Origin of the sequence: Caballeronia sp. LZ065 (assembly GCF_031450975.1) — a bacterium.
In the GTDB taxonomy this organism is placed as follows: Bacteria; Pseudomonadota; Gammaproteobacteria; order Burkholderiales; family Burkholderiaceae; genus Caballeronia.
The window spans coordinates 807151-819485 of record NZ_JARUXV010000004.1 but is presented as its reverse complement, the minus strand read 5'-3'; the positions used below and the strand labels follow the sequence as shown (position 1 = coordinate 819485).

12 protein-coding genes and 1 pseudogene are annotated in these 12335 nt (G+C 61.7%); 6 read left to right on the top strand and 7 right to left on the bottom strand.

Annotated elements, in window-relative coordinates:
* The first annotated feature begins 147 nt into the window (after positions 1-147).
* Positions 148-1890, top strand: coding sequence for a hypothetical protein (locus tag QCE63_RS30295; protein WP_309838205.1), 1743 nt, complete (start codon positions 148-150; stop codon positions 1888-1890).
* Between the two features lie 186 nt (positions 1891-2076).
* Here the strand turns inward: QCE63_RS30295 and QCE63_RS30290 are convergent, their stop codons facing one another.
* Both QCE63_RS30290 and QCE63_RS30285 read right to left on the bottom strand, forming a co-directional pair.
* On the bottom strand, positions 2077-2517 hold the full coding sequence (locus QCE63_RS30290; protein ID WP_309838204.1) for a GNAT family N-acetyltransferase: 441 nt from the start codon (positions 2515-2517) through the stop codon (positions 2077-2079).
* A 23-nt stretch (positions 2518-2540) separates the two neighbouring features.
* Entirely contained in the window at positions 2541-3272 is a 732-nt protein-coding gene (locus tag QCE63_RS30285) for an ABC transporter substrate-binding protein (protein ID WP_309838203.1), read from the bottom strand.
* 143 nt (positions 3273-3415) lie between these two features.
* On the opposite strand from QCE63_RS30285, the gene QCE63_RS30280 reads away from it, so the two are divergent.
* Together QCE63_RS30280 and QCE63_RS30275 are read left to right on the top strand one after the other, a co-directional pair.
* Positions 3416-3922 carry a cupin domain-containing protein gene (locus QCE63_RS30280; RefSeq protein ID WP_309838202.1) on the top strand — a complete coding sequence of 169 codons (507 nt, stop codon included), beginning with the start codon at positions 3416-3418 and terminating at the stop codon, positions 3920-3922.
* Between the two features lie 56 nt (positions 3923-3978).
* Positions 3979-4761, top strand: a complete 783-nt coding sequence (locus QCE63_RS30275) for an IclR family transcriptional regulator (RefSeq protein ID WP_309838201.1) — start codon at positions 3979-3981, stop codon at positions 4759-4761.
* Positions 4762-4803: 42 nt separating this feature from the next.
* Here the strand turns inward: QCE63_RS30275 and QCE63_RS30270 are convergent, their stop codons facing one another.
* Positions 4804-5019, bottom strand: a complete 216-nt coding sequence (locus QCE63_RS30270; protein WP_309838200.1) for a YXWGXW repeat-containing protein — start codon at positions 5017-5019, stop codon at positions 4804-4806.
* Positions 5020-5269: 250 nt separating this feature from the next.
* Here QCE63_RS30270 and QCE63_RS30265 point away from each other — a divergent pair.
* Positions 5270-6948, top strand: a pseudogene (locus tag QCE63_RS30265) (FAD-dependent oxidoreductase).
* Between the two features lie 8 nt (positions 6949-6956).
* On the top strand, positions 6957-7157 hold the full coding sequence (locus tag QCE63_RS30260; protein WP_309838199.1) for a DUF2783 domain-containing protein: 201 nt from the start codon (positions 6957-6959) through the stop codon (positions 7155-7157).
* Here the strand turns inward: QCE63_RS30260 and mobB are convergent.
* Complete coding sequence (gene mobB / locus QCE63_RS30255; protein ID WP_309838198.1) at positions 7154-7678, bottom strand: molybdopterin-guanine dinucleotide biosynthesis protein B; 525 nt, start codon at positions 7676-7678, stop codon at positions 7154-7156. The two genes, QCE63_RS30260 and mobB, sit on opposite strands and share 4 nt — an antisense overlap.
* 161 nt (positions 7679-7839) lie before the next feature.
* Here mobB and QCE63_RS30250 point away from each other — a divergent pair, with 161 nt between their 5' ends.
* A complete protein-coding gene (locus QCE63_RS30250; protein ID WP_309838197.1) occupies positions 7840-10362 on the top strand; it encodes an adenosylcobalamin-dependent ribonucleoside-diphosphate reductase in 2523 nt (840 codons plus the stop codon).
* Positions 10363-10411: 49 nt separating this feature from the next.
* On the opposite strand, the gene QCE63_RS30245 is transcribed toward QCE63_RS30250, so the two are convergent.
* The 3 genes from QCE63_RS30245 to QCE63_RS30235 all read right to left on the bottom strand — a co-directional run bounded on the left by QCE63_RS30245 (position 10412) and on the right by QCE63_RS30235 (position 12198).
* On the bottom strand, positions 10412-10561 hold the full coding sequence (locus tag QCE63_RS30245) for a hypothetical protein (protein ID WP_309838196.1): 150 nt from the start codon (positions 10559-10561) through the stop codon (positions 10412-10414).
* 32 nt (positions 10562-10593) lie between these two features.
* Complete coding sequence (locus tag QCE63_RS30240; RefSeq protein WP_309838195.1) at positions 10594-10944, bottom strand: DUF4148 domain-containing protein; 351 nt, start codon at positions 10942-10944, stop codon at positions 10594-10596.
* A gap of 243 nt (positions 10945-11187) precedes the next feature.
* Positions 11188-12198, bottom strand: a complete 1011-nt coding sequence (locus QCE63_RS30235) for a LysR family transcriptional regulator (RefSeq protein WP_404990208.1) — start codon at positions 12196-12198, stop codon at positions 11188-11190.
* Positions 12199-12335 lie beyond the last annotated feature (137 nt).

Sequence of the window (12335 nt, the reverse complement as noted above, 5' to 3'; positions counted from 1 at the left end):
TTCACGCTGCGTTGAATTTAATTTAAATCGTCCTTTGTGTGTTTCAGTAAATCAAGACTCGATTCATGCGAAGGATTTCAGGATTGTATTTTTATTTTATCAAGGCGATCTGCGTGGCGCGAAGAGAAGCGGCATTTTTGTGTCCGCATGCATATACAAAACGGTGTGAAGATGAACGAGAAAATAATTGTGACCAGTCCCAACCAACTCGGTAGTGGAAACCTGCCATCGGGATACAGCGAATTGATTTTTGTCCTTTCGGACGGAAATTGGACTAAAAACATCACATTGCCGCTGCAGCCAGGCGCCGGAGATCAGGTCGTGATTCGCTCGTCGGCGACGTATTCCGCCGAACTGGATGTTGCTTATGTGGATCTTCCAATAGACTCGCTGACCATCGCCGGCGGTTGCGAGTACAAATTTCAATACATGCAGGCGATGAAAAAATGGTCCATCAGCGGAACGGGTGTCAGTTACTTCTCGCCGCGAGAAGTAGGCGACACGATTCCGGAGCAGCCAGGCACTTTCACATTTTACGCAATGGCAGATGCCAACTGGGTGCCGCAAATAAAACTACCCGAGAAGGCTGTCGATCAGGCATACATCGTCATTCGCTCGCGTGCGACCTACTCCGCAAAAGTGAGCGATCTTCACATGCTGTACGCGAGCACGACGCAAATCAAAACCGGCGATGAGTATGTATTCAAGTTTTTGGCTAGTTTCAATGGTTGGGTCATTGACTCTGCGCCGGTCAGGACGCTCAATGCGGCTAGCCTGAACCTTCAGATCCCGCCGCCAACTTCGCAGACTACCCGCATCTGCTTTTCAGACGGAAACTGGATTGAACGTGTCCGCCTTCCCGATGTGGCCGGTAATCGCGACAAGATATCGATCAAGTCGTCGGCGCTTTATACAGCAGTTATCGATCCGTCAAACGTCAACATGCCTGGGATCATGAAGCTTCACACCGGCGAACAGTATGATTTCTTCTTTATCGACGAGAACAAGACCTGGCAATTGATGCATTCACCAGACACGATCATTCAGGCAGGAGACATCGTAGGCGGCAAACTTTCAGATTTGAGTCGACCCCGAACGATAATCAATTTTTCCAGTGCGAGTTGGCAGCCGACACTGCAACTACCTTCGGCGCAACAGATGGGGACTCGCGTCATCGTGCAGAGTCAAGCCGAACTGAGTTTTTCAGTATTGGCGAATGGAACGAGCTACGTGGTTTCCAACGGAGAATCCGTAGCTTTCAAGGTAGATCCACAGGGCACGTGGGTCAGGGAAACCATCACGATCGATCTCCTGCTACTTTACAGCGATAAGGCCGCGGCTCGCCTGGGCGCGGATACCATGCGCATTCGCCTCATCGAGGGATTTACGCTGACAAATCAGGCATTGGAAAATTCCGGCGCCAACTTTCGTTACCGTTGTTGCGGGATTAAAGAAGTGACGGCAAAGCCCGAATGGAAGGCCTTGATCGATCCTCTACGCGATCTACGTAGCGATCCGACTGTTCAGGGTTGGAGAGATGGTATGAAAGCAGATGGAATCTACTATGAAGGGACGGAAGATGGCTGCGGTCTGGCCTGGCTACGAGCGGATGCATTTAATATGATAGCGACTGGATCCATCAATTGTGGAACGACGGTCATGCGTCACGAGCTCGGTCATAACATGGGCCTGCAACATGGCGGCGAGAGCAAATCCTATAACCAAGGCTATCGTCCACTAGCTACTATCATGGCTGGAAATGCGATTCCGTATTATTCGACGCCGAATCGCTACACAGCCGACTACGGGATTCCGATGGGAATCCCGGATAAATTCGATGCTGTTCGGGCTATGAATGAGTTTTCTTCGACCGTGGCGGCATATCGATGATCTGAGTCGGGTGCTCGCCTTGACTTCTGCAGACTGAACAGAAAGGCTTGACCTCAAAATCAGCTGGTTGGCGCCGTTCGATTCTGAAGGGCGCCATTGTTATTCAAGGCGAAAAATGGCATTCCGCATAGGTGATGAAAAATACCACCAACCTGCGCGGAGTTGCTTCGCGGTCAGGCGAAGCCCTCACGCCGAAAACCGCTTCTGCAGAAAGTACCGTGCGTGCCCCGCATGAAAATCTGCGATCTCGCCAAACGGAGCATAACCACAGCGTGCGTAGAGCGCGCGCGCCGCGGGATTGATCGTGTCGAGCCAGGCGGCACGGCAGCCGCGTTTCCGCGCCTCGCTCTCAGCGGCTTCGAGCGCGCGCGTCCCGCAGCCCAGGCCGCGGGCGTCTTCGCGTATCCACAGCCATTTCACGAAGAGCCAGTCCCACGCGGTGTAGCCCGCGAGTCCGCCGATGAAATCGTCGCCGCGATACAGCGACACCGCGAGATCGCGTTGCCGGCTCGGTCCAAGCTGCGTGCGATTGAATGCCGCAAGCCCGCCCGAGACATCCTGTTCGAACGTGGCGTCGATCCAGTCGGTCACGGCGAGCGTGATCTTGCCCTGATCGCCCTGTTGCATGAGCGGCTCGCGCAGGAACGCGTTCAGGCGGCCGGCGCCACCGACGCGCCCTCGATGCCATGCCGCTCCAGCGCGGCGGCGACGAATCCCGAGCGCTTGATGTCCTCCACGAAGCCGCGCAGGAAGGCTAAGGCTTCGTCGCCGCGGTTCTTCGGCAAGCCCATGGCCTGCTGGATCACCATGAAGCGGCCGTCCAGCAGACGCACGCCCGGGTGGCGGGCGGAATCGGCTTGCAGTTGCTGCTTGACGCCGGCCGCGACTTCGAGATCATCGCGCAGGAACTCTTCGACCACGGTTTGCGACAACGCCGTGCGCACCAGCTGCGCATGCTTGATCTCGCGCGTGAGGAACAGATCGTAGGCGCTGGCCTTGCCGACCAGGATCCGGTTGCCTTCGCGATCCACCTCATCGTTGCGTGTGATCGGCGAGTCCTCGCGCACCAGATAGCAGCCTTCGATCAACACATAGGCCGCCGTGAACGCAATGCCTGCGCCGCGCAGCGGATCGATCGCGAAGAAGCCGACGTCGACGGCTTCGTTCGTGACGGCCTCGACGGACTCCGCCGCCCGGTCGAACGACGTAAACGCCGCGGGCACGCCGAGACGCGATGCGAGTTCGCGCGCGATGTCGACGGACACGCCGCCCGGCTCGCTGCCTTCCGTGCGATGCGCGAGGATCGGATTGCCGAGATTGATCGACGCGCGCAGCGTGCCGGTCGGGGCGAGAGCGTTCAGCAGCGATGAGGACAAGGTCATGGTGGCGGCAGTTCAAGGAGGTGAAGAAAGAGAGGACTCGAACGAGACGGTCGTTTGCATGCAGAATACGCGAACCGCGACCGCGCTGGCAAAACGCAAAACGCAAAACGCAAAACGCAAAACGCAAGGACAAAGGAACCCCCATGCAGCATGACCGCATCGACCCGCGTGAATGGATTCGACGTCTTCAACTCGAACCCCATCCCGACGGCGGCTATTTCCGCGAGACCTATCGCGCGGCGGGCAACGTAACGCGCGATCGCGAGTCACAGCCACGCTCGGCGTCCACCGCGATTTACTTCCTGCTCTGCGATGGCGCGCATTCCGCGTGGCATCGCATTCGTTCCGACGAAGTCTGGCATTTCTATGCAGGCGATCCTGTCGATGTCCACGTCGTCGATGAACACGGCGTGCTGACCACCCATCGTCTCGGCAACGCGGTGCTGCATCCGGACGCGGCATTCCAGGCCGTGGTCGCAGCCGGCGACTGGTTCGCGGCCGAGTGCCGCGATGCGGACGGCGCGGCGCTCGTCGGCTGCACGGTTGCACCAGGTTTTGAGTTCAGCGAGTTCGAACTGGCCGAGGCGGGCGCTCTCGAAGCCCGCTATCCGCAACACCGCGAACTGATCGCACGTCTCGGACCGAATTGACGCGCCTGTGCGTGCGGTTATCATCGCGCATCTCGACTATCTGAACGAGGGCCGGCATGAGCGGAGTGCGCCGCGGGATTCAATCGATTGAAGTAGGCGGCGCGCTGCTGCGCGCGCTGGTGGATCATGGCGGGCCCATGCTGCTGGGCGATCTCGCGAAGAAGGCGGGCATGTCATCGGCGAAGGCACATCCGTACCTCGTGTCCTACGGCAACCTCGGCCTGATCCAGCAGGATCCCGCCACCGGCCGTTATGAGCTGGGACCATTCGCGTTGCAGATGGGACTCATCAGCCTGCAACGCGTCGATCCGGTGCGCGTCGCGATCGCCGAAGTGGCGAACATGCGGCCGCCCGTGGAACATACGGTCGCGCTCGCCAGCGCCGGCAGCTATGGACCGACCATCGTCCATATCCAGCAGGCCAGCGTGCCGATCCACGTGACCATGCGCACCGGCACCGTGATGTCGCTATTGCAGACCGCAACCGGCCGCGTCTTCGCCGCCTGGCTGCCGCCCTCGACGGTGGATGCGCTGGTGGCCATCGAGCGGGCCGGGGCCTTGCAGATCGGCGCGCAGCGGCGCGACTACACGCGCGGGCAAATCGATGCAATGCTGACCGAAGTGCGCGAACGCGGCATCGCGCGGGCCTTCGACGAACCCGTTGCCGGCATCAGCGCCATGAGCGCGCCGGTGTTCGATCGCGCCCGTCATATCGTGCTCGCGATCACGGCGATCGGGCCGAGCGGCTCGTTCGACGGCGCGTGGGACAGCGACATCGCTCACGCGCTGCGCGATTGTGCGCGACGCGTGTCGAAGATGCTGGGCTTCGTCGCCGCCTGAATGCAACTCAGCGCAACTGAACGCGACTGAACGCAACGCGCGTCAGACCGGACGCCAATGCCCCGGCACCCACGCCCAGTGGTTGCCTTCCCAGCGGTAGTGCCCCTTCACCCACCGATAGCCCTGCGCCGGCGGCGGCGGCATCACTTCGGCCACCGGCGCTGGCTCGGGCGGCCGCGCAGGTTCGACCACGCAGCCCGAGAGCAACACACCCGACGCGATCGCACCGGCCAGCAATATCGAAGCCTTCGTCTTCATTTCTTGTCTCCCTTGATTCATGCAACAGAACCGGCGATCTCGCGGCCGGAGTTCCTGTTGAACGTCGGGCGAGGACAAACCCGTCGCACGTGGGTGTAAATGAATGTAAGCGTGAGCTGAATATCGCCCGCGTGCGCCCAGCCCATAGGTGCGGGTAAACGTAAATTCAATAATATAAAACGAGTTCTACAATAATGAACCGCCAAGAAAATGCTCGACAGTGCGAAGGTCTGCCGATGGAGACGATTCAATGCCCGCGAATTCCGGCACTTTGCGTTTTGAATACCAACGCGCGCCCGATCACGATGCACCCGCGTCCAAGCCGTATCCGGTGGCTGTAATCGGCGCCGGTCCGGTCGGCCTGGCGACGGCCGTCGATCTCGCTCAACAAGGCGTGCGCACTGTGCTGATCGATAACGACGACACCGTCTCGACGGGCTCGCGCGCTATCTGCTTCGCGAAGCGCACGCTGGAGATCTTCGACCGCCTGGGCTGCGGCGACCGGATGATGGAGAAAGGCGTGAGCTGGAACGTCGGCAAGGTGTTCCTGCACGAGGACCTGGTCTATACCTTCAATCTGTTACCCGAAACCGGTCATGCACGGCCGGCCTTCATCAACCTGCAGCAATACTACGTTGAAGGCTTTCTTGCCGAACGGGCGACACGACTCGACAACCTGGACTTGCGCTGGAAGAGCAGCGTGTCCGGCGTGACGCACATGACGATCACGTCGAGTTGCGCGTCGATACGCCGGATGGCGCTTACCTTCTGAAGGCTCAATACGTGGTCGCGGCGGACGGCTCGCGCAGCGCGATGCGTCATGCATTGCGCCTCGACAGTCAGGGCCGCACCTTCAAGGATCGATTTCTGATCGCCGATGTGAAGATGAAAGCGCCGTTCCTCACCGAGCGCTGGTTCTGGTTCGATCCGCCGTTTCATCGTAACCAGTCGGTGTTGCTGCATCGTCAGCCGGACGACATCTGGCGCATCGATTTTCAACTGGGCTGGGATGCCGATCCGGTGGCGGAGAAAGCGCCTGAGCGCGTGATTCCCAGGGTGCGGGCGCTGCTTGGCGAAGACGCCGAGTTCGAGCTGGAGTGGGTCAGCGTCTACACATTTTCCTGCTCGAGGATGGAGCATTTCAGGCATGGCCGCGTGATCTTCGCGGGCGATGCGGCGCATGGCGTGTCGCCGTTCGGCGCACGCGGCGCGAACAGCGGCGTGCAGGACGCGGACAATCTTGTGTGGAAACTCGCGCTCGTCCTGAAGGGCGCTGCACCGCATACTTTGCTCGATACCTACGCCTCCGAGCGCGAGTACGCCGCCGACGAAAACATCCTCAACTCGACCCGCGCCACCGACTTCATCACGCCCAAGAGCGCGGTCTCGCGGCTGTTTCGTGACGCGACGCTGGAACTCGCGAAGGACTGTCCGTTCGCGCGTCGCCTGGCGAACAGCGGGCGGCTGTCCGTGCCGGCGGTGCTGCGTGAATCGCCGTTGAACAGGCCCGATGACGCCGATGACGCGTTCGACAGCGCCATGGTGCCCGGCGCGCCGTGTGCGGACGCGCCCGTACAGGTCGATGGCCATCCGGCATGGCTGCTTGCGCAGACGCACGGCGGCGCGTTTGCGGGGCTTTACTTCTGCGGCCTCAACCATGGTCCCGACGCCTGCTTGCAGAGCCTCGCGGCGCTGCAGCGCGGAAGGCTGCCGGTACGTCTGCTGCTCGTGGTGCCGCGAGGCATGGCGTGCAGCGTCGAAGGCGTGACGGTGGTGGAAGATGTCGAAGGCATGGTTGCACATCGTTTTGACGCACAGCCAGGCACTTTCTATCTGCTGCGTCCCGACCAACACGTGTGCGCACGCTGGCGTCGCTTCGATGCCGCCCGCGTGACGGCCGCGCTCGACCGCGCAACCTGCAACGGATGACGACGCGCATGAAGCTCAATCTCGAACTGAATATCGCGGATCACGATGCGTTCTATGAGCGCCTCATCGAGACACACGACGGCCTCCCGGACGAAGCAAGCCAGATGCTCAACGCACGGCTCATCCTGCTGCTGGCGAATCACATCGGCGATGGCGAAGTCCTGAAGGAAGCGCTGGCGATGGCGCGTCGCGGCATCGCCGGGCGCTAGCGTTCCGGTGTCAAGCCGATGGTCTCGCAGATGAATGCGCCAATGCTCGCGATGTCATTCAGATCGAGCATCGGCAGGGTCGATTCGATGGCGTCGGGCGCATCAGTGGCGATGGCCAGGAGGGCGACATCGGTTTTGTAGAGTGGTTCGCGGCCCGTGGAAGGCCGCACCACTTCGAGCCGTGGAATGGGCTCGCGCGCGAATCCTTCGACGATCACGAGGTCCGCATCCGAGAGTCGCGCCGCAAGCTCGGCGAGCGGCGGTTCATCCGCGTCATGCAGCTCCCGCACGATGGCATAACGAAACGGCGATGCGATCAGCACTTCGCCCGCGCCCGCGCGGCGAAAACGCGCGCTGTCCTTGCCGGGCGGTTCGAGTTCAATCGAATGATGACTGTGCTTGATGACGTTGACCACGAGACCGTGCGCGCGCATCCACGGCAGCAGCCCTTCAATCAGCGTGGTCTTGCCCTGGCCCGAGCGGCCCGCGATGCCGAAGAGCGGCGGATGACGCGTAATCATGCGAAGTGATCGGCTGATGAGATCCCCGGAGTGTAACGGCTCGATGGCGGGCAGGGTGATTTCGCGCTATCGTCGGGCATCGCTTTTGCGGCACGTTCAGCCGATGCGCGTGACGCATGCCTCGCCCACGCGCGAACCGCCCAGCACACACAGGATCCGACATGGCCGAAGACAATCCCAGCACCGCTCTCGCACCGCAGCAGTTTTCCATTGACGTGATGCTCGAGAAGTATGCAAAAGGCGACGAGACGCACGTGGACGATATTCACCGGCGCGTGGCGCGAGGTGTCGCGCTTGCCGAGCCGAAGGAACTGCGCGCGAAGATCGAGGCGGAGTTCGTCGACAACTTCAGGCGCGGCGCGCTCGGCGCGGGACGCATCATGAGCGCGGCGGGCGCGGGCATCGACGCGACGCTGATCAATTGTTTCGTGCAACCGGTGGGCGACGCGATTCAGGGCGTCGATAGCAATGGTCTGCCGGGCATCTACGTCGCGTTGTTGCAGGCCGCCGAGACGATGCGGCGCGGCGGCGGCGTCGGCTATAACTTCTCGGCCATCCGTCCGCGTGGCGCGCGAGTGCACTCCACCGGCTCGGCGGCGTCGGGGCCGTGCAGCTACATCGACGTATTCGACGCCTCGTGCCGCACGGTCGAAAGCGCGGGCGCTCGGCGCGGCGCGCAGATGGGCATTCTCGACTGCTCGCATCCCGACCTGCTGGAATTCATCGCGGCAAAGCACACGAAAGGGCGCTGGAACAACTTCAATGTGTCGGTCGCGGTGACGGATGAATTCATGCAGGCCGTCGCCGACGACGCCGCCTGGGAGCTCGTGCACAAGGCCGAGCCATCGCCGGCCCAGCGCGCGGCGGAAGACATGCGGCAGCGTGACGACGGCCTGTGGGTGTATCGCGAGGTGCGCGCCCGCGACGTGTGGAACACGATCATGCGTTCCACCTACGATGTCGCGGAACCCGGCGTCGTGTTCATGTCGCGCATGAACGACGACAACAACCTGCGCGCCATCGAAGCGATCCGCGCGACCAATCCCTGCGGCGAACAGCCCTTGCCCGCCTACGGTTGCTGCAACCTCGGACCGCTCAACCTCACGCGCTTCGTGCGCGAACCGTTCGCGCAGATGCGCGGTGGCACACCCGCGTTCGACTGGGACGGACTTGCCCGCACGACCCGCACGCAAGTGCGTTTCCTCGACGACGTGCTCGACGTGACGCTCTGGCCGCTCGACGAACAGGCGCGCGAAGCGGAAGCGAAACGGCGCATCGGCGTGGGCTTCACGGGCCTGGGCGATACGCTCGTCATGCTCGGCCTGCGCTACGACAAGCAAGAAGGGCGCGACTTCGCGGAACGGGTTGCGCGCACCATGCGTGACGAGGCGTATCGCGCTTCCGTGGAACTCGCTCGCGAGCGGGGCGCGTTTCCGCTCTTCGACGCGAAGCGCTACCTGGAAGACGGCACGTTCGCGTCGCGCCTGCCCGACGACATCAAGCGCGCGATCCGCGAGCATGGCATCCGCAACAGCCATCTGCTGTCGATTGCGCCGACCGGCACGGTGAGCCTCGCCTTCGCGGACAATGCGTCGAACGGCATCGAGCCCGCGTTCTCCTGGACCTATCAGCGCACCAAGCGCATGGCCGACGGCTCACGGCAGACCTTCGCTGTCGAAGATCATGCCTATCGCCTGTATCGCGAGATGGGCGGCGATGTGAACGCCTTGCCCGGCTACTTTGTCAGCGCACTCGACATGTCTGCGCAGGATCACATGGAAATGATGACGGCGGTCCAGCCGTTCGTGGACACGTCGATCTCGAAGACCGTCAACGTGCCCGCCGACTATCCGTTCGACAAGTTCCAGGATCTCTATTTCGAAGCGTGGCGGCGCGGGCTGAAAGGGCTGGCGACGTATCGGCCTAACGAGACGCTCGGCGCCGTGCTTTCGGTGACACCGGCGGAAACACCGAGCGATTCTGCCGACCCCGAACTCGATCTCGATCCGCTGCGCATTGCAATCGATCATCGGCCGAAGGGCGCATTGCCCGCGATCATCGAGAAGGTCGAGTACCTGACGCAAGCCGGCAAGAAGTCGCTCTATCTCGCGGTGTCGTTCATCGAGGTGACGGGACGCGTCGGCGGTGAGGACGTCACCATCGAGCGGCCCATCGAGTTCTTCATTCCGTCAGGGCAGCGCGACGAGTCGCAGCAGTGGATCACCGCGACCATGCGCTCGCTGTCACTGGCCGCACGCGGCGGCTTCGCGGCGCGTACCTTGCAGGACATGCGCAAGGTGTCGTGGGATCGCGGCCAGGTGCGTCTGGGCGATGTCGAACGGCTCGACGGTCATCGCAGTCCGCGCTGGCATGACTCGGAAGTTGCAGCGCTAGCGTATGCGATCCAGCAGATTCTTCATCGTCGCGGATTTCTCGACGCAGAAGGCGAGCAAGTACCGTCGCGCGCGCTTGCGCGCAAACGCCCCGATGACGCGCCGCATGCGGTAGCCATAGCTGATGAGCGCGAAGAAGTAACCGAGGCTGTCGCGCCAGGCGAGATCGATCCTCATGGTCTTCCCCAGATGCACGGCCGCAAATGCCCGACGTGCGGTGCCAATGCGGTGATTCGCAAGGACGGTTGCGACTTCTGCACGTCGTGCGGAGAAATCGGCGCGTGCGGTTAAGAAGCGGTTGAAGGAAGCGGGCGCGAACATCGCGCCCGCTTGTTTGGGCTCAGTGTGCGCATTCCGCCGAGCGCGGCTGCGAGTCCTGCGAGACAGCCTGCTCACGCGCGCTGTGGTCCACGAAAGGACGCCAGACCGGCGTCACGGCCGAGAGCTCTTCCAGAGCCGAGAATTGATCGAGTGATGTGTTTTCGAACATGATGACCTCGTGATTCCTTAATGCCGATGCGCTCAGCGCGCCGTCACGGCGCCACGCGCCGACGACCCGTTGGCGTACTCGACGATCTCGCGGTTATGCGCTTCGGCCTGCGCGTTCTGCGCGGCGATGGCATCGCCGAGCATGCTGCGGTCCGGATAGCTATTGCGGTTCAATGCGGGGAGGGAGCCGTTCGAATAGGCGGCGACGAGTTCGGCGCGCACTTGCGCGCGTGTCTTGGGTGTTTCGCTCGCGCTTTGCTGAACTTGCGTGGACATCTGATAGGTGCCTGCGCGCCCGATGCCCTGGCCGCCCTCCGCGAATGCGGTCGTCGTGACGACTGCGGAGATGGCGGCCAGAGAGAACCCCGTGATGAGCTGTTTCATGCTTGCGACTCCTTCGTTCCGATGCAGCGTGCGGGCAATTGCGGATTGCAATCTGCGCCTGAGGCACGTTGCGTTCAGGACAATTTAGTCGGACAGCGGGGCGGGGATAAATGCCGGATCGACGAAAAGATTTATCGAATCCGGTGAACAATCGCGCTGAGGCTTGTGGGGCGGGCTTGAGCGGGGGTGTTGAGCGACGCCTATCGAAGCGATAGGCGCCGCGCCGGTCAGCAAATTGATTAGCTATGCAACCACATCTTCAGTACCGGCGACTTCCGGCGTGCCATGACGCACGACCTTCGGCGATGCGGTGCTCGTCGGCAGGCAGCGGTCTTCCGCGTCCTTCTGCCCTTGCAGAAGCGGGCAGCGCTCGAACAACTCGGCCGCCCAGTCGACGAACACGCGCACCTTCGGCGACAGATGCCGGTTATGCGGATACACGGCGGAAATCGGCATCGGCAGCGGATTCCACTGCGGCAGCACTTCGATGAGTTCACCCGCGCGCAGATGCGGCAGCGCCATGAAGCGCGGCACCTGGATAATGCCCACGCCCTTCAGGCCGCAGCTGAGATAGGCCTCGGCATCGTTCACCGCGATCATGCCGCGCATCTTCACTTCAATGGTCTTATCGTCGACGACGAAGTCCATGTCCATCACGCGGCCCGTGCGGCTCGAAAAATAATTGACGGCGGTGTGGTCCTGCAGATCGTCGATGGTCCTGGGCGTGCCGTGCCGTTCGAGATACTGGGGCGCGGCCACGGTCACGCCCTGGAACACGCCGATGCGCCGCGCCACGAGACTCGAATCCTGCAGCGTGCCCACGCGAATCACGCAATCGACGCCTTCCTGAATCAGATCGACCGGCTTGTCGCCGAATCCCATCATCAGCTCGATGTCCGGATAACGCGTATGGAAATCACATAGCTGCGGCATCACGATGAGACGCCCTATCGCGCCCGGCATGTCCACGCGCAATTTGCCGTGCGGACCCTTGCCGTTGTTCGAGAAAGAACCTTCGGCTTCCTCGATGTCCGCGAGGATGCGCACGCAACGCTCGTAGTACGCGGCGCCGTCGGGCGTGAGATTGAGCCTGCGCGTGGTGCGCTGGAGCAGGCGCACGTTCAGATGCGCTTCGAGGTTCTGGATGATCGTCGTGACCGAGGCGCGCGGCAGATTGAGCGTGTCCGCGGCGCGGGAAAAGCTGTTGGTGTCGACGACTCGAGTGAAGACCTGCATTGCTTGAAGCCGATCCATGTTCTCTCACCTTGAATGCTTTGCGCCGCCATGAATTAAGCGGACGCCAAAGAAAGACCGGTCGAATAATCGCAAGGGATAACCACGATTGTTCGGGGCGACCGAATTGTGTTGCCGGATTATAGGCATTTATCCAG

Coding starts and splice junctions, on each gene's coding strand:
- QCE63_RS30295 (WP_309838205.1), top strand. CDS start 148: ATGCATATACAAAACGGTGTGAAGATGAACGAGAAAATAATTGTGACC.
- QCE63_RS30290 (WP_309838204.1), bottom strand. CDS start 2,517: ATGCAACAGGGCGATCAGGGCAAGATCACGCTCGCCGTGACCGACTGG.
- QCE63_RS30285 (WP_309838203.1), bottom strand. CDS start 3,272: ATGACCTTGTCCTCATCGCTGCTGAACGCTCTCGCCCCGACCGGCACG.
- QCE63_RS30280 (WP_309838202.1), top strand. CDS start 3,416: ATGCAGCATGACCGCATCGACCCGCGTGAATGGATTCGACGTCTTCAA.
- QCE63_RS30275 (WP_309838201.1), top strand. CDS start 3,979: ATGAGCGGAGTGCGCCGCGGGATTCAATCGATTGAAGTAGGCGGCGCG.
- QCE63_RS30270 (WP_309838200.1), bottom strand. CDS start 5,019: ATGAAGACGAAGGCTTCGATATTGCTGGCCGGTGCGATCGCGTCGGGT.
- QCE63_RS30260 (WP_309838199.1), top strand. CDS start 6,957: ATGAAGCTCAATCTCGAACTGAATATCGCGGATCACGATGCGTTCTAT.
- mobB (WP_309838198.1), bottom strand. CDS start 7,678: ATGATTACGCGTCATCCGCCGCTCTTCGGCATCGCGGGCCGCTCGGGC.
- QCE63_RS30250 (WP_309838197.1), top strand. CDS start 7,840: ATGGCCGAAGACAATCCCAGCACCGCTCTCGCACCGCAGCAGTTTTCC.
- QCE63_RS30245 (WP_309838196.1), bottom strand. CDS start 10,561: ATGTTCGAAAACACATCACTCGATCAATTCTCGGCTCTGGAAGAGCTC.
- QCE63_RS30240 (WP_309838195.1), bottom strand. CDS start 10,944: ATGAAACAGCTCATCACGGGGTTCTCTCTGGCCGCCATCTCCGCAGTC.
- QCE63_RS30235 (WP_404990208.1), bottom strand. CDS start 12,198: ATGGATCGGCTTCAAGCAATGCAGGTCTTCACTCGAGTCGTCGACACC.